Genomic DNA, 15,926 nt, shown 5'->3' with positions numbered 1-15,926 from the left:
TTCTATATTTTATACATTACTAGAGAAGAGGGAGCATCAATAGATGACGGGGAATTTACTTAGATTAATTTTTGTTAAGCGGCAACTTTTTCCTCAAGGGGTTTAAAAGTTTTCTTGGTTGCACCGCAAATAGGACAATGCCAATCTTCAGGAATATCTGCAAATGCTGTACCTGGTAAAATTCCTGAATCTGGATCACCTGTTACAGGATCATAAATCATGCTGCATTGTCTACAAATCCATTTTTGAGTTTGCGGATTTTCACTAGCAACTCTAGTTACAGCGTCTCCACCGTTCAAGATTTCTAAGGCTTCAGTATAGCGATCTGCGTGATAATTTTCAATGAATTTAAGCAACCCAAATCGGTGGGCGGCAGCACGAAATGTGTTAGCGTGATCACTAGATTCTTGAGCTTGTTGGAGAAATTCTGCTGCTGCGGGATGATCTCGATCATGTTCAGCAGCAGCAGCAAATTCAGGATACATGGTTGTGTATTCATAGGTTTCGCCTGCGATCGCTAAAGATAAACAACGAGAGATGATTTCCCGTTTTTGTTCATCAGTTAAAGCTGTTGCATCTTGAACAACAAGTTCTGGATGTAATAATTCAAAATGTGCAAAAGCGTGTTCGGTTTCTTGATCTGCTGTTTCTTTAAAGAGTTTTGCTAAATCGGAAAACCCTAGTTTACGTGCGACTGCTGCAAAAAATAGGTATTTACGATTAGCCATTGATTCCCCACCAAAGGCTGATTCTAAATTTTGTAGTGTAGTAAAGTTGGATAAATCCATAATTTGCGAATCTCGATGAGAGGTTGTTGCCTAATATTAAAACACATTCGTAAGAATTCAGAAGTTCATAATGAAGCATGAAGGATGAAGAACATTTTTCTTCTATCTTCCCCGGTCTCTGTTGCCTGAATCCTTACACACATTCTTTAAGATTTAATTAACAATGATTACTAACGAATTACCAAAACACGCTGAGATTATTGCTAAACAACGGCAGTTTTTCCAAAGTAGTAAAACGAAAGATGTTACTTTTCGGATTGCCCAACTCAAAGTCCTTAAACAGTTAGTAATTGAGAATAAAGCAGCAATTATTCAGGCATTAAAAGCTGATTTAAATAAACCAGAATTTGAGAGTTATGCTACGGAAATCGGTGTTAATAAAGAAATTGATTATGCCATCAAACATATCAATACTTGGACAAAACCCAAAAAAGCAGCCGTTCCTTTAGATTTATTTCCATACTCGGCTAAAATATGTCCAGAACCCTTAGGAGTAGTTTTAATTATTGGACCTTGGAATTATCCATTTCAGTTAATTATCTCACCTTTGGTTGGGGCGATCGCTGCGGGAAATTGTACTATTATTAAACCTTCAGAACTCGCACCGCGGACTTCGGATTTAATTACAAAACTTATTCATAAATACTTTTCTCCAGAATATATTACAGTTGTCCCTGGTGCAGTGGAAACGAGTCAAAAGTTACTAGCAGAAAAATTTGATCACATCTTTTTTACTGGTGGTACAGCCATTGGTAAAATAGTTATGGAAGCTGCTGCCAAACATCTCACTCCGGTAACTTTGGAATTGGGTGGAAAAAGTCCTTGCATCATTGATACGGACATTAATCTAGAACATACCGTCAAACGCATTATTTGGGGTAAATTTATTAATGCTGGACAAACTTGTATTGCCCCGGATTATTTGTTGGTAGATACGAAAATTAAACCAAATTTAGTCAATGCTTTGCAGAAATGTCTGCAAGAATTTTATGGGGAAAATCCAGCTAACAGTGCCGATTATGCCAGAATTATTCATCAAAAACATTTTGACAGATTAGCAAATTTACTCAAGTGTGGTGAAGTGATTATGGGGGGAGAAACTAAACCTGAAGAACTTTATATTGCCCCCACGCTACTGGAAAATGTTTCTTTAACAGATCCGGTAATGCAAGAGGAGATTTTTGGACCGATTTTACCAATTATTGAATATACAGATATCAATGAAGCTATTACTTTAATTAACTCTAGACCAAAACCCCTGGCTTTATATTTATTTTCCCAAAACAAAAACCTGCAAAAACGGATTTTACAGGAAACATCATCTGGGGGAGTATGTATTAATGACACAGTAATGCAGGTTGCTGTTTCTTCCTTACCATTTGGGGGTGTGGGTGATAGTGGGATGGGTAGCTATCACGGTAAAGCTGGTTTTGATACCTTTTCCCATTACAAAAGTGTCTTACAAAACTCATTTCCTTTGGATATAAACTGGCGATACGCACCCTATCTAGGTAAATTATCGCTGTTGAAAAAAATTATTGGTATTTAATAAAAATTCATTAGGGGCGCAGGGCTTGCGCCCAGTCACTCATACGCCCAGGAGTCAGTCGAAAGGGCTTAATTATTTGATCCTCCATGTGGGGGTCTAGCGCTGCTCATTGGTGTCAACTTAAGCTCAAATCCCTACCACATCTAGTTCCTAGTCTCTGACTAGGAATGCAGTTGATGAGGCTCTGCCTCTAATATTATTGAAGGCAGAGCCTTCTAGAATTCATTCCCAGTCAGAGACTGGGAGTGAGATGACTTGAGTTCTTTGCGGGATAGAGGTTTTACGTTAAGTTGACACCAATGAGCTTTTGCTTTACCCTTACACATTTAGGTTTTTAGTAATCTTGTAAAAATTCAAATCTCAGCCGTCACGAGTATAAATTTATTCTAACTCCTGAATTGGAGACTATTGAATTATTCTCTAAGATTCTTCTGTTTCTTCTTCCTCAATTGCTGGATAGACGAAGTTAGAACGACCACTTAAAATTGATTTACCAAGGGAGATAGCTTTTTGCGCTTCAACAGCAGCTTTGTGTCTCCAGGTGGCGCGGCGTTTATCTCGTTTAGATTTTGATGTTTTCTTCTTAGGAACAGCCATGACAGCGGTATATCGTGATTCTTGACAACCTTCCTATTGTAAGCGATTAATTGACTTTTGACCGGAAATTTTAGATTTTAGATTTTAGATTTTAGATTAAACAAGTTGGCATGGGTTCCCGTTCCTTGAGAACGGAAAAATACTCGCTGCGCTGCGTACGCTTCCCTAACGTAAATCCCAAACCCCAAATTTTCCAACTCTACACGTGGAGTCAATCCAAAATCGAGTGACTTGGGCAAAAGCGGTACGGAAGTAAGTAGGTGAACACAATAAAACCAAACTGTGTAAAGAAATGTAAAATCGCCTAAACCCTCTTCACTCTTGCCTCTTGCCTCTTGCCTTTTGCCTTGCCATAACGACAATTTTCAACGCTCACCTACTTATGTCACTCTACTGATCAATTAACAGTAATAAGCGGGCTGTTTTAAAATAAGTTGTCCAATTTTGGGGATCTGGCAGTTTTTGCCATTGAGGGCGACTGACTTCTAATGATAAGATTGGTGCGATCGCTCCCCGATTTTGTGCTGAAATAATAACAGATACTTCTGTCACCAAAATATCTTGGTCAAAGCTCCGTTGAGTTGCGGCTCTAGCGGTAAATTCTGCCCTTCGTAGCACGGTTTCGTAGCTTTCCTCTGGTAAACGGTCTATCAGCAAATCTACTCTGGCTGTGTAAGCTTGGACAGTCTGCGGAGCGATCGCTTCTGTCGTTAACCATAAAGGAACTGCTAATAACAGCCAGACTCCACTATGAATAATCTGGATTTTTTTGCCAACTTGGCTAATAATTGAAAAGGGGATCACTGAAAATGATTGTATTGTATCAATTCTGAACATAATCTTCTATCTCATGAATGACAGGTCATGGAAATCGAGTGCGAGTATTTTACGATTATTTATGTTGTATCCACTACAACTGATTTCAGCAATAGGTGAAAATTAATTAAACTATAGCAACGGACAAGGTGCAAAAGGACATGAATTAGCAATGAACCGCTGTCTAAAAGAGAGTTTTACTCGATGACTCGGTGACTCCTGCTATAAGTAATTGGACAAAAATATTTACAGTCATTGCGAGCGAAGGGAAGCAATCGCCAGGGTTGTGATTGCTTCATTTCACTTCGTTCCATATGGCTAACGCCACGCCACGCTTACGCAATGACATTGTGTAATTAATTCCGTCTCACTACTTATAAAAAATAAGTTAGCTTTGTGCTTAACGCCCCCGTGCTAAGGGCAATTTTCAGCAAACAACAAACAAACAACCGACTCATAGCGGGATGGTAAATTACTGGGCGATCGCCATCGGCATTGATCAATATCAATTCTTTCAACCTCTCAGTTGCGCTCAAGCCGATGCTGAGGCAATTAAGGATTTTTTGGTAACACAAGCAGGTTTTCTCCCCGAAAAATGCCTGTTAATGACAAATACCTCGCCCCCCATAGGAGAACAATCCTCCTATCCAACAAAAGAAAATATCCTCTTGTTGCTAGAAGAATTAGCAGCGACACTTTGGCAGCCAGGGGACTACCTATGGTTGTTATTTAGCGGCTATGGGGTTAACCACAAAGAACAAGATTATTTAATGCCAGTCGCCGGCAATCCCGATCAAGTTCCCGAAACTGGTATAGAAGTGCGATCGCTCATGCAGAGTCTACAAGTTAGCGGACTCAATGTCTTACTCATCTTAGATATTAACCGCGCTTTTGGGACTCAAGCAGATGCCCCCGTAGGACAAGAAATTATCGAATTAGCCCAAGAACTACAAATGGGCGCAATTATTTCCTGTCAACCCGAGGAATTTGCCCATGAAAGCACAGAATTAGGTCATGGTTTTTTCACAGCAGCATTATTAGAAGCTTTAGGTTCTGGACAAGGATACAACTTTGCTGATTTAGCTGCCTATGTAAGTTATCTTACCCCGAAACTTTGTCAACACCACTGGCGACCAGTCCAAAACCCCATGACTGTCATTCCCTCTCCAGAGCCAGCTATTTTACCCACGTTGACACTAGATGAAAACTCAGAAGCGCTAATTTTCCCAGCGGAAAGTTTTGCTATCACCCGCACCGCACCCCCCATAGAAAATAGCACCTTTAGCAGCATAAACAGGGCTTGGTGGGCAGAAAATGCCTCAGTCGAGACCACTTTAAGCCCCACAACAACCGAGGCAAATTTAGTCCCCCCACTCATATCAAAGTCACTTGTTAGCAACAATCACACCTTAACAACTTCCCCAGAATCCCAGCCCAGTGGCAGATTTATTCCCGCTATTACTACAGCCAATACCTATACTTCCCTGCAATCTGAACGACCAATTTGGCAACAATTTATCATCTGGGGTGGTGGTACTATGGTGATAGTAGGGCTAATCGCTACATTTTTACTCCGTAATCACGAGAGTTTTCGGTTTAAAAATTTCTCAAAAACAGTATCTAGTAATCAGACTAGCAAACTGCAATTTCCCCAAATATTTAAAACTTCTCAAAATCCTAGTAACGCCCAAATTAGTGCCAATACAGACTCTAAAAAACGTAATCAAGCGATTTTAGAGCTAGAAAAAATGTTGCTTGTCCCTACACAACCGAATCATTTAAGCATTGCGATCGCTAAAGCCCAGAGAATCCCCCCGGATGCACCACTATACGCCAAATCTCAGGAAAATATTCAGGTCTGGTGCCAAATGATTTTGGCATTAGCACAGGCACAAGCTCAACAAAAAAAATATCCAGCCGCCATCACAATTGCCAAGTTAATCACCACAAAAGATCCGCTTTATTCCCAATCTCAAACAGTCATTCAAAAATGGCAACTAGAAGCCAAGCAATACGTAAGTAATAAAACTCTCTTAGATGCAGCTAAAAATTTAATTATTCCTGAACAGGCATCAACCTATAATCGCGCCATCGAAGTTGCTAAAAAAATTCAAAAAGGACAACCTGGATTTGAAATTGCCCAAACATTAATTAATGAATGGAGTGAGAAAATTTTAGATTTAGCCAAAATCCGTGCCACTCAAGGAGATTTTCAAGCTGCTGTCGCCACCGCCGCATTAGTCCCACAAGTAACGATTGCCTACGAAGATGCTCAGGATGCTATCCAAAAGTGGCAACAGCAAAAGAATTAGTCAGTTGTCAGTGGTCAGTGGTCAGTTGTCAAACTATTACCCATTACCCATTACCCATTACCCATTACCCATTACCCATTACCCATTACCCATTACCCATTACCCATTACCCATTACCCATTACCCATTACCTATTACCCATTAGCAATACTGAGAAATGTCTTCGCCACAGGTATCAGCTAGATAGCACATTGCTTTAAATCGCAAACCTACTACTTCTTCGTATAAAGGATTAAGTTTACACATTGGCGGAATGTGAAACAGTGTTTTACCAAATACTTTGACATCACGCTCAAATGGACACTGAGCCGGAATGTATTTACAGAGACGATGAGCTAATAGGCGATCGCGCACCTGAATATTATCCAACCAATTACGCAAAGGACGTAAAAATTCCCAAGTCGGCTGGGCTGCAACATGGTGTAACGGAGTCATATTAGCTTCACTAGCGTCTACTGGATGTAGAGAAATCCAACTTGCTAGAAAAATGTTTTTGTTAGTATTTTTAGATACATTCATGGTAATTCCTCTTTTGTTGTGAGGGTATTCACCTCATAGATGAATATGTAATATGACAAGAACCTAAACCGAAAAACAGGATTATTACAGAAATTCCGTAAAAAGTCTAATTAACTGCTTCCTATGGTTGAATTTATTATGTTAATAAGTCACTCTGACCATAATTTCCCAAAAAGCAATACTGTGTTCATTCAATTTTACTAGTAACTTGGCACAGTTAAAATTTTAGTGAAGACATCTGCCTTTGGGTGTGATTTCTGTTAACTGCAACAAAACTTATTATAGCAATAATTATCAATAAATAGGATTAGGAAAAATACTCTCAAACAGCAAACTTTAGACAGTAATTTTTGCTAAATTTGCCATTTACAGCACATTATCTTTAACTCAACCAGGTTTAGCTCTCAGTTACATCCCATACCTATGGATAAACCGTACCACTATTGCCTTAGTCCGTGCCGCTGTGTTGATAGCTTTGGGTGTCCTGAATTTGCAGGAAGCGTGGTATTCCATAGATGCCAACATCATTGTATTTTTGTATTGTATTTTTGTTAAGCATGATGGTGATTAACGCCAACCTGTCCTATGTCGGCTTTTTCCGCAAAGCACCGATATTGCTACTGAGATGTATCCGTAGTCCTCTAAGCTTATTGATAGTTATTACTTTCGGCTGTGGCATCTTCTTTGCTTTCTCAATGACACCATAGACCTAATTTTTACACCCCTCACTTTAAGTCTAACTCTATCTTTAGGCTTAAATCCCATTCCCTAGAACTTTTGCGTATTCTTGCTACAGAGACAGTCAATTAAAGAATAACACTTTTATAATTACTTACGGGTATCTAAACTCCAGTTAATACTGATGCTTCAATATCTATCTTTAGATGGATTGACATTGATCTTAGTTTTTGCTTGCTTCAAATTTATACCATTTTAAAGAATTTTTTCTGAAATTGGCTGTTTTTGCCATTGCTTTTATCTGGTAATGTAATTTTTATTCAAAAACGGATCATACCTTTTTAGGGGGTGTTTGAAAAGTTTAGTTATTTTTTTGCATAAGGCTACAACCCATTTATACTATGACTTCCAAAATTGTTATTAACGAAATTTCCTTAACTTCGTTAAATTAGCACATACTGAATTACTGATCTGATATAACTTGGAAACAGCGAAACAACGTTATCCCATTAGAGAATGTTTTAAAAGTTGTATCCCGTAATTTTCATCACATTTTTACCCCCCTTTCCCCTTATGAAGGGGGGAAATAAGAAAAACCAGTTCCCTCCCCTTCACAAGGGGAGGGTTAGGGAGGGGTAGAATATTTGATACAGCAATCATGACTTTTCAAACACCCTGTTAGTAAAATTAGCATCTACTAAAATCAGCGCCATGAAAATTGTCACCAAAAATCTTTTACAACCAATATTTTCTCTAACTTTCCTTGTGGGACTCTCCGCACTGGTATCATCATGTCAACCGTCCCAACCAAATAAGACAACAACAGCTATTAAAATTGATGGTTCAGACACTGTTTACCCTATTACCCAAGAAGTCAGCAATGATTATAACTTCCAGAAAAATAATGGTAAATCACCTTCAGTAAAAGCAATTGAACTTAATTCTTCCGGTACTAGTAGCGGATTTAAAAAGTTTTGTTTGGGAGAGACAGATATTAACAATGCTTCTCGACCAATTCATACTCATGAAATCAAAGAGTGTAATCAAAATAACGTGACATTTCTTGAATTACCCATTGGTTTTGATGCAATAACAATAGTAGTTAACTCTCAAAATAATTGGGCGCAGGATATAACCTTGGCAGAACTCAAAAAAATCTGGGAACCATCAGCCGAAGGTAAAATTACTACATGGAATCAGATTCGTCCTACTTGGCCGAATAAACCCTTGAACCTTTATGGTCCTGATAAAGATTCAGGCACTTTTGACTATTTTACACAAATTGCCGTAGGACAAGAAGGGGCTATTCGTAAGGACTATAAAGCTGATAAAAATTACAAAGTCATAGATAGCAAAGTTAGCAGTGATATCAACGCCTTAGCTGTCATTCCCTACGCCTATTACAACTCTAGCAAAGATACATTGAAAGCCTTATCTGTAGATAGCGGTACTGGTGCAGTGATGCCTTCGCGGACAAGTGTGAAATGGGGAAAATACCGACCACTTTCTCGTCCACTGTTTATATATGTCAGCTATAAATCTCTGCGGCAAAAACCAGATATGAGAGAATTTTTAGAATTATACATGGATAAAGCACCTGAGTTTGTCAGTGCTATTGGGGATGTACCCTTAACAGATCAAGCTTACAAATTAAATAAGATCCATTTTAACAAAGGTAAAGTCGGCACTGTTTTTGAGGGTAAATCTCAATTTAATTTAACTCTAGAACAGGTCTTGCAAAAACAAGCTAAGTTCTAAGGGAACACCAAAAAATAAATTACCCAATTTTGTGGGATGGGCATCCTGCCCGTCCTTGATGATTAGCGGGCTTTTCGGCCTGCACCACAAGAAATTTTTGGGTATTTTTTTAATTGGAAGTCCCTAAGTTCGGCTGAAAAGCGCAAAGATGCCAAAAAACACCTTTGCGCCTTTGCGCCTTTGCGTGAGCTAACTCTTAAGAAGCAACCGCAGTAGAACGAGTACGTCGTCTTCTACCATCAGAAACCTTCACAGCAGGTTCTTCAGGAACTTGCATCAACAACGTCAAAGAAGGTTGACATTGCAACTCTCTCCGCATAGAACGCGCCAACTCACGTTCTAAAGTTTCCTGCAATCCACCCCAATCTGTATCAGCGGGTTGTCCTTCTACGGGAGAAAACTCTGTCCAGCGGACGCTAAGAATTTCCTCAATGCGTTGTTGTACCCATTTTTGTAAGAGCGATCGCTCGATGCTTGTCACAACACCCTGCATATGAATTTCAGTTTTTGCCATTAGCTTACCACTCCAGTCAATAGCAGCAGCAATAGTCACAGTCCCTTCAGAAGCCATGCGCTGGCGTTCTTGCAACACCTTAGAACTCACCATACCAGAACTAGAAGTATCCACCAATTCAATCCCCGCTGGGACTTTTCCAGCAACACGGATAGAATCTTCCGTTAACTCGATGACATCCCCATTTTGGATAATCACCATATTTTCTGCTGGAATCCCCATACTTTGAGCAGTTTCCGAATGCTTCACCAACATCCGATGTTCACCGTGAAATGGCACAAAGAACTTAGGACGAGTTAAAGCAATCATCAGCTTTTGTTCTTCTTGACAGCCGTGGCCAGAAACGTGAATCCCTTTATCCCGTCCATAGACCACTTTTGCCCCCTGAATCATCAATTTATCAATGGTGTTCACCACTGCAATTGTGTTACCGGGAATAGGGTTAGCGGAGAAGAGAACCGTATCTCCTTGGCGAATTTTGATATGGGGGTGTTCTTTATTGGCAATTCTTGTCATCGCTGCCATTGTTTCACCCTGAGAGCCAGTGGTTAAAATCAGCACTCTCTCATCTGGCATTCCCCGAACCGTATGCAGCGGTTGAAATAGGCTATCTTCGCATTTGATATAACCTAAATTTCGAGCATGGGCGATTAAATTCAGCATAGAACGCCCAACGATTGTCACCACACGATTATGTTTTCTTGCTAGTTGCAGAATCATGTTGATGCGATGGACGCTAGAAGAAAAGGTCGTGACAAATAAGCGTCCAGTAGCGTGAGAAAATTCTCGGTCAAGGTTAGGAAAAACAGCCCGTTCAGAAGGTGTAAATCCTGGCAATTCTGCGTTAGTGGAATCACTCAAAAGGCAAAGTACGCCTTTTTCACCATGTTCTGCCAGACGTTGTAAATCAAACTTTTCACCATCTACAGGAGTATGATCAATTTTAAAATCTCCTGTGTGGATAACTACGCCCAATGGTGTATGAATAGCAACGGTAAAGCTATCAGCAATGGAATGGGTGTTACGGATATATTCGACAAAGAAATGTTTACCAATTCTCACCACATCACGGGGGAGGACTGTTCTTAGTTCTGTGCGATCGCGTACCCCTGCTTCTTCTAATTTACCCTCTAGCATTGCCATTGCTAGTCTAGGTCCATGAATCACCGGAATATCAAATTGCTTTAAGTGAAAGGCAATTCCCCCGATATGGTCTTCGTGACCATGAGTAACGATCATGCCCTTAATTTTGTGGCGATTTTCTCGGAGATAAGTTGTATCTGGCAATACAATATTTACCCCGTGCATGGCTTCTGTGGGAAAGGCTAATCCTGCATCTAACAGGATAATTTCGTCCTCATACTCGAAAACGCAAGTATTTTTACCTATTTCGTGTAACCCGCCCAAAGGAATGATTTTCAGAGCGAGATTAGATTCGTTTTTAGACATTTTCTCCTGGAGATTTTGTTAGTTGTGAATCAGTTGATAGTTCGGTTTCTTGTATGAAAGAAAAGACCAAATTTTCTGTTTAAATTCAGCTTCTATAAAGTCCTATTTGATTTCGTTGACATCAAACTGAATAATTTTTATATTGTTCAGTTGTAGCACAAGTGTTAAGACGATAATCTAGTCACCATTTGTACACATTATTTATAAATCACTCACCTATTGGGGCTGAGATTAAATTCAGCTTTTGCATTACTGACTCTAATTTTTTCGATACATCCGTATCAGCTTCATATAAGGGTAGACGAGTTGAACCTACTTCCCAACCTTGCAGTTTGAGTGCTTCTTTGACAGGAATGGGATTTGTAGTTAAAAATAGAGCTTTAAACAATGGAAACAATTGCAAATGAATGTCAGTAGCAAGTTGAGTATTTCCCACTTTCCATGCTTGAATCATTTTTTGGATGTGATTACCCACTAAATGAGAAGCTACACTGACTATCCCTTGAGATCCTATGGCTAACATTGGTAAAGTTAAAGAATCATCTCCAGCGTAAATCTGAAATTCTTTGGGTGTCAAGCGACGGATTTCACTCACTTGATCTAAGTTACCACTGGCTTCTTTAATGGCGACAATGTTATCAATTTCCGCTAATCTTACCACTGTTTCGGAACTGAGGTTTTGTCCCGTGCGCCCAGGAATGTTATACAACATCATTGGCAGGTCAGGACAGGACTGGGCTATTGCCTGAAAGTGTTTGTATAATCCAGCCTGTGGCGGTTTGTTGTAATAGGGAACTACTTGTAAAGAACCATATACTCCTATTTTAGCTGCTTTTTGGGTGGCGGCGATCGCTTCTTTGGTGTCATTAGAACCAGAACCAGCAATTACTTTAGCTTTACCTGATACAGTTTGCAATACCTCAACAAATAATTGATATTCTTCGTCCCAAGTCAGGGTTGGAGATTCGCCTGTTGTTCCACATACCACTATTGCATCTGTACCGTTGTTAACTAGATAATCTGCTAGTTTGGCAACTACATCATAATTAATACTACCGTCTGCCTTAAACGGCGTAATCATAGCAGTTACAATTGTTCCAAAATCTCCCACACTCTTTTCTCTCCTAATTTGTTAGTTGTCAGTTGTCAGTTGTTAGTTGTCAGTTGTTAGTTGTCAGTTGTCAGTTGTTAGTTGTCAGTTGTTGATTATCTAATGATTCATGACAAATGACTGAATTTAAACTTATACTGTAGTCAATTTCAGTAAATTTTTTCTAGTAATAATTCAGCAATTTGCACTGCATTTAAAGCTGCACCTTTACGGATTTGGTCGCCGCATAGCCATAAGTCTAAACCGCAAGCATGAGAAATATCCTGGCGAATTCTTCCCACCAAAACCTCATCTTTACCACTAGCATCTATAGGCATCGGAAAATAATTTGCTTGCCAATCTTCTACTAATTTCACCCCAGGGGATGTTCTTAAAATTTCTCTAGCCTCATCTGGATCAAAAGGTGTTTCAAATTCTAGATTAATGGCTTCAGAATGGGCGCGGAGTACGGGAACCCGTACACAAGTTGCGGTAATTCTGATTTCTTGATTACCAAAGATTTTGCGGGTTTCGTTCACCATCTTCATTTCTTCCTCACAATATCCCCAGGTTGTCATGGGAGAATTATGGGTAAATAAATTAAATGCCAATGGGTAAGGTAAAATCTCCGCTACTGGTTGCTTTCCTTGTAGTATAGCGTCACTTTGGATTTTTACTTCCTCCATTGCCTTCGCCCCAGCACCACTAGCCGATTGATAGGTGGCAGCGACAATCCTTTTAACTGGTTTAACTTGATGTAATGGCCAAACTGCCAAGGACATGAGAATTGTCGTACAGTTGGGATTGGCAATAATTCCTTGGTGAGTAAATGCGGCTTGGGGATTTACTTCTGGAACTACCAAAGGGACATCCGGGTTCATGCGAAAGGCACTGGAATTATCAATTACCACTGCTCCTTTCTCTACTGCTACACTCGCCCAAGTTTTGGAGATGCTACCCCCAGCACTAGCTAAGACTATATCTAGGTTTGCCAAACTGCGATCGCTCACCGCCTCAATTTGGATCTCTTCCCCCTTGAATCTGAGTGTTTTTCCTGCACTGCGTGGCGATGCCAACAATTTTAATTCAGCCAGAGGAAAATTTCGGCTTTCTAGTAATTCCAGCAACTCAGTACCTACAGCACCAGTTGCTCCCAAAATAGCTACACGATAGGACTTAGACAAACTCGACTCCTCCTTTAAGAGGTAACTAGCACTTTTTTTAGGACAACTTAAAAAATCAAATGTTTCTGTTGTTCCTGTCAACAGCAGATTTTCAATAGTAAAATTTGCATATTCTCGTGATTATATCCCAATTTTTGATGACTATTGAGAGATTTGAGACTTTGTTGCTTACAGCGGTCTCCGCTCTTATGAGTTACATCCTAGCCCCCTCATCGCTTGCGGGGAGGGGGTTGGGGGTGGGGTTCTTGTACCTCATAACACCAGGAAGTGCTGTATATTGCAGTTAAAATTAATTTATATCGCACTCTACAGCTATGGAAGTCATAGCAAATCAAATTGTCATAAGAATACTCAGTAAGTGGGAAACTTAGTGTCTTCAAACCTGAGAGGGAAGCGACTCGTGCGGTTTTAACCCCCTTAAATATTTTCTCATTACCGCCTTGGAGTTGGCAAATTCGGGGTACTCTTGTGATGTACTTTCAACGGGACAATTACCGATTCAAATTTCCCAACTCTGTACGCATAATGTTTTGCTCCGAAGAGCCTCCCTTTCGGGGTGATGTTAGCCTCGTCAATGTTTTAAGAGCTTTTTAGACTTGCAACACTGTTTCAGTGACTTTAAAACTGTTTAATTGCAAATGACAGAGCAGGGAACTAGCTTCGCATTCCGGGGTGTCGTGACTCAAAAAACGTAGTCAGTGAAGACTTAGACTGGTCAGTACAGTTTGCAATTTCTTACAAGCTCATTCCCTTTATGGCTGAGTTACTGACACTACATTATCGTATAATATCCCATTATACAGCAAACTGCAAAAAAGAAAACCAAGGGCAATTAACATTTGGGTATTTGCTAGAAGCCCTGCCTGTAAAGTTATGTTACCGGAACTATGGCTACTATGTTGAAAGAATATCATAAAGTGTTCAGTCCTTTACTTTTTGCAGTAAAATGGATCTCTGCTGAAAGACATTCACACGCATTTGTGTCTGAATGATATCTATTCAGAATATGATCGCGTCTAGAAGACAGCGAGTGAACTTAGGTCGGGATAACCGATCCTATACCCCGTAGAAGTAAATGTCTAGACTTGTCTAGTATTTAGATAGCAGATTAAAATACCAGAAAAATAGAAACAACGCATGAAAGTTACCCAGGAAAAACTTCCCGCCAGTCAAATTGGTTTACAAATAGAAATTACACCGGAAATTACCAAACAAAAATACGAGCAAGCTATTAGAAAATTAACTAATACCGCAAATATTCCTGGGTTTCGCAAAGGCAAAGTCCCCCGGCAAATATTAATACAACGTATCGGTAATCTTCGCGTCAAAGCAACCGCCCTAGAAGAAATGCTGCAAGAAGGCATTGACCAAGCAATTAAACAAGAAGCAATTAGCACTCTTGGTCAGCCCCAACTAAGTTCTTCCTTTGATGATTTAATTGTCAATTATGAACCAGGAAAACCCCTGACTTTTACCGCTTCTGTGGATGTCTTCCCAGAAGTCAAGTTAAACCAATACACTGGTTTAGAAGTTAAAGCGGAGGAAATCAAGTATGATCCTACCCAAGTAGATACAGTTATTGAAGCGCAAAGAGAAAAATCAGCAACTTTAGTCCCCGTAGAAGGACGTGCCGCCCAAATCGGTGATATGGCAGTAATTGACTTTAAGGGTGTAATTGCCAAAACTGAAGGGGATGATCCTGATAGTGAACCCAAACCAATTCCCGGTGGAGAAGGAACTGATTTTCAAGTTGAGTTACAAGAAGATAAGTTCATTCCCGGTTTTGTCTTGGGTATAGTGGGCATGAACCCTGGAGAAACCAAAGAAGTATCTGCTCAATTCCCAGATCCTTATGGTAACGAAGAGTTATCTGGTAAAGCGGCGCTGTTTACCATTACCCTCAAAGAAATTAAAACCAAAGAACTGCCAGAATTGGACGACGATTTTGCCCAATCAGTCAGCGATTTCGAGACCTTAGAACAATTGCGGGCATCCTTAGAAGAACGGTATCAAAAAGAAGCTGCCGATAAAACCAAAGACAATCAGCAAGAAGCGTTAGTCAAAGAACTACTCAACCATGTCGAAATAGATTTGCCGACAACACTGATTGATCAAGAAATTGATGCTATGCTGTCACAGACGGCCATGAAATTGTCCGAGCAAGGAATAGATGTCAGAAAGCTATTCACTCAAGAAATTATTCCCCAATTACGTGATAGATCCAAACCTGAAGCTATAGAACGTCTCAAGCGGACGCTATCTTTACAAGAAATTGGCAAACGTGAATCTATTGAAGTGGCAACAGCAGAAGTGCAAGCTAGAGTCGCCCTATTGATGGCAGAATATCCTGATCAAGATTTGGATGAAAATAGATTGCGTGGAGTGGTTAAAGAAGAACTTTTAACCAAAAAAATCGTTGATTGGTTGCTAGAACGTTCATCTGTGGAACTAGTAGCGGAAGGTTCTCTAAGTGCGGCGGAAGCAACCGAAAGCACTGAAGCAGTTCAGGAAGCAGAAACCAGTAATCCTGAGTAATTGGTAATTGGTAATTGGTAATTGGTAATTGGTAATGGGTAATGGGTAATGGGTAATGGGTAATGGGTAATGGGTAATGGGTAATGGGTAATTGGTAATTGGTAGTTAGGAAATATCTACCCCCAACTCCCCCTACC

The 15,926-nt window shown here is 40.0% G+C and carries 13 protein-coding genes; 6 read left to right on the top strand and 7 right to left on the bottom strand.

What is annotated here, in order from left to right; all coding sequences use genetic code 11:
* Positions 1-74: 74 nt before the first annotated feature.
* Positions 75-788 carry a rubrerythrin family protein gene (locus AN486_RS14905; protein WP_053540696.1) on the bottom strand — a complete coding sequence of 238 codons (714 nt, stop codon included), beginning with the start codon at positions 786-788 and terminating at the stop codon, positions 75-77.
* Between the two features lie 163 nt (positions 789-951).
* Here AN486_RS14905 and AN486_RS14900 point away from each other — a divergent pair, with 163 nt between their 5' ends.
* A complete protein-coding gene (locus AN486_RS14900; protein ID WP_027404837.1) occupies positions 952-2,337 on the top strand; it encodes an aldehyde dehydrogenase in 1,386 nt (461 codons plus the stop codon).
* 420 nt (positions 2,338-2,757) lie between these two features.
* Here the strand turns inward: AN486_RS14900 and rpmF are convergent, their stop codons facing one another.
* Both rpmF and AN486_RS14890 read right to left on the bottom strand, forming a co-directional pair.
* Positions 2,758-2,934 (bottom strand): 50S ribosomal protein L32, encoded by a 177-nt coding sequence (rpmF, locus tag AN486_RS14895; protein WP_039202630.1) that lies wholly within the window; start codon positions 2,932-2,934, stop codon positions 2,758-2,760.
* Positions 2,935-3,324: 390 nt separating this feature from the next.
* A complete protein-coding gene (locus AN486_RS14890) occupies positions 3,325-3,771 on the bottom strand; it encodes a hypothetical protein (RefSeq protein WP_053540698.1) in 447 nt (148 codons plus the stop codon).
* 443 nt (positions 3,772-4,214) lie between these two features.
* Between AN486_RS14890 and AN486_RS14885 the strand changes: the two genes are divergently transcribed.
* Positions 4,215-6,062 carry a caspase family protein gene (locus tag AN486_RS14885; RefSeq protein ID WP_168636271.1) on the top strand — a complete coding sequence of 616 codons (1,848 nt, stop codon included), beginning with the start codon at positions 4,215-4,217 and terminating at the stop codon, positions 6,060-6,062.
* A gap of 4 nt (positions 6,063-6,066) precedes the next feature.
* A complete protein-coding gene (locus AN486_RS14880) occupies positions 6,067-6,207 on the top strand; it encodes an alpha/beta hydrolase (protein WP_290601324.1) in 141 nt (46 codons plus the stop codon).
* Here AN486_RS14880 and AN486_RS14875 read toward each other — a convergent pair.
* On the bottom strand, positions 6,204-6,581 hold the full coding sequence (locus AN486_RS14875; protein ID WP_053540700.1) for a Mo-dependent nitrogenase C-terminal domain-containing protein: 378 nt from the start codon (positions 6,579-6,581) through the stop codon (positions 6,204-6,206). The genes AN486_RS14880 and AN486_RS14875 overlap by 4 nt on opposite strands.
* A 515-nt stretch (positions 6,582-7,096) precedes the next feature.
* On the opposite strand from AN486_RS14875, the gene AN486_RS14870 reads away from it, so the two are divergent.
* Together AN486_RS14870 and AN486_RS14865 are read left to right on the top strand one after the other, a co-directional pair.
* Positions 7,097-7,288 (top strand): hypothetical protein, encoded by a 192-nt coding sequence (locus tag AN486_RS14870; RefSeq protein WP_199924324.1) that lies wholly within the window; start codon positions 7,097-7,099, stop codon positions 7,286-7,288.
* A 682-nt stretch (positions 7,289-7,970) separates the two neighbouring features.
* Positions 7,971-9,017 carry a PstS family phosphate ABC transporter substrate-binding protein gene (locus AN486_RS14865; RefSeq protein WP_053540701.1) on the top strand — a complete coding sequence of 349 codons (1,047 nt, stop codon included), beginning with the start codon at positions 7,971-7,973 and terminating at the stop codon, positions 9,015-9,017.
* A gap of 196 nt (positions 9,018-9,213) precedes the next feature.
* Here AN486_RS14865 and AN486_RS14860 read toward each other — a convergent pair whose 3' ends face one another.
* The 3 genes from AN486_RS14860 to AN486_RS14850 form a co-directional block, all read right to left on the bottom strand.
* Positions 9,214-10,980, bottom strand: a complete 1,767-nt coding sequence (locus tag AN486_RS14860) for a ribonuclease J (protein WP_027404845.1) — start codon at positions 10,978-10,980, stop codon at positions 9,214-9,216.
* A gap of 208 nt (positions 10,981-11,188) precedes the next feature.
* Positions 11,189-12,091, bottom strand: coding sequence for a 4-hydroxy-tetrahydrodipicolinate synthase (gene dapA / locus AN486_RS14855; RefSeq protein ID WP_053540702.1), 903 nt, complete (start codon positions 12,089-12,091; stop codon positions 11,189-11,191).
* 149 nt (positions 12,092-12,240) lie between these two features.
* Complete coding sequence (locus AN486_RS14850; RefSeq protein ID WP_039202646.1) at positions 12,241-13,254, bottom strand: aspartate-semialdehyde dehydrogenase; 1,014 nt, start codon at positions 13,252-13,254, stop codon at positions 12,241-12,243.
* A gap of 1,137 nt (positions 13,255-14,391) precedes the next feature.
* Here AN486_RS14850 and tig point away from each other — a divergent pair.
* A complete protein-coding gene (gene tig, locus AN486_RS14845; protein ID WP_290601318.1) occupies positions 14,392-15,789 on the top strand; it encodes a trigger factor in 1,398 nt (465 codons plus the stop codon).
* Positions 15,790-15,926 lie beyond the last annotated feature (137 nt).

The organism is Anabaena sp. AL93 (assembly GCF_001672085.1).
Lineage (GTDB): Bacteria > Cyanobacteriota > Cyanobacteriia > Cyanobacteriales > Nostocaceae > Dolichospermum > Dolichospermum heterosporum.
The sequence above is the reverse complement of the archived record's forward strand: the minus strand, read 5'-3'. Positions and strand labels throughout refer to the sequence as shown.

What these genes read in the sequence shown, in the direction of transcription:
- AN486_RS14900 (WP_027404837.1), top strand. Translation starts at nt 952, where the DNA reads ATGATTACTAACGAATTACCAAAACACGCTGAGATTATTGCTAAACAA.
- rpmF (WP_039202630.1), bottom strand. Translation starts at nt 2,934, where the DNA reads ATGGCTGTTCCTAAGAAGAAAACATCAAAATCTAAACGAGATAAACGC.
- AN486_RS14865 (WP_053540701.1), top strand. Translation starts at nt 7,971, where the DNA reads ATGAAAATTGTCACCAAAAATCTTTTACAACCAATATTTTCTCTAACT.
- AN486_RS14885 (WP_168636271.1), top strand. Translation starts at nt 4,215, where the DNA reads ATGGTAAATTACTGGGCGATCGCCATCGGCATTGATCAATATCAATTC.
- AN486_RS14860 (WP_027404845.1), bottom strand. Translation starts at nt 10,980, where the DNA reads ATGTCTAAAAACGAATCTAATCTCGCTCTGAAAATCATTCCTTTGGGC.
- AN486_RS14870 (WP_199924324.1), top strand. Translation starts at nt 7,097, where the DNA reads ATGCCAACATCATTGTATTTTTGTATTGTATTTTTGTTAAGCATGATG.
- tig (WP_290601318.1), top strand. Translation starts at nt 14,392, where the DNA reads ATGAAAGTTACCCAGGAAAAACTTCCCGCCAGTCAAATTGGTTTACAA.
- AN486_RS14875 (WP_053540700.1), bottom strand. Translation starts at nt 6,581, where the DNA reads ATGAATGTATCTAAAAATACTAACAAAAACATTTTTCTAGCAAGTTGG.
- AN486_RS14905 (WP_053540696.1), bottom strand. Translation starts at nt 788, where the DNA reads ATGGATTTATCCAACTTTACTACACTACAAAATTTAGAATCAGCCTTT.
- AN486_RS14890 (WP_053540698.1), bottom strand. Translation starts at nt 3,771, where the DNA reads ATGTTCAGAATTGATACAATACAATCATTTTCAGTGATCCCCTTTTCA.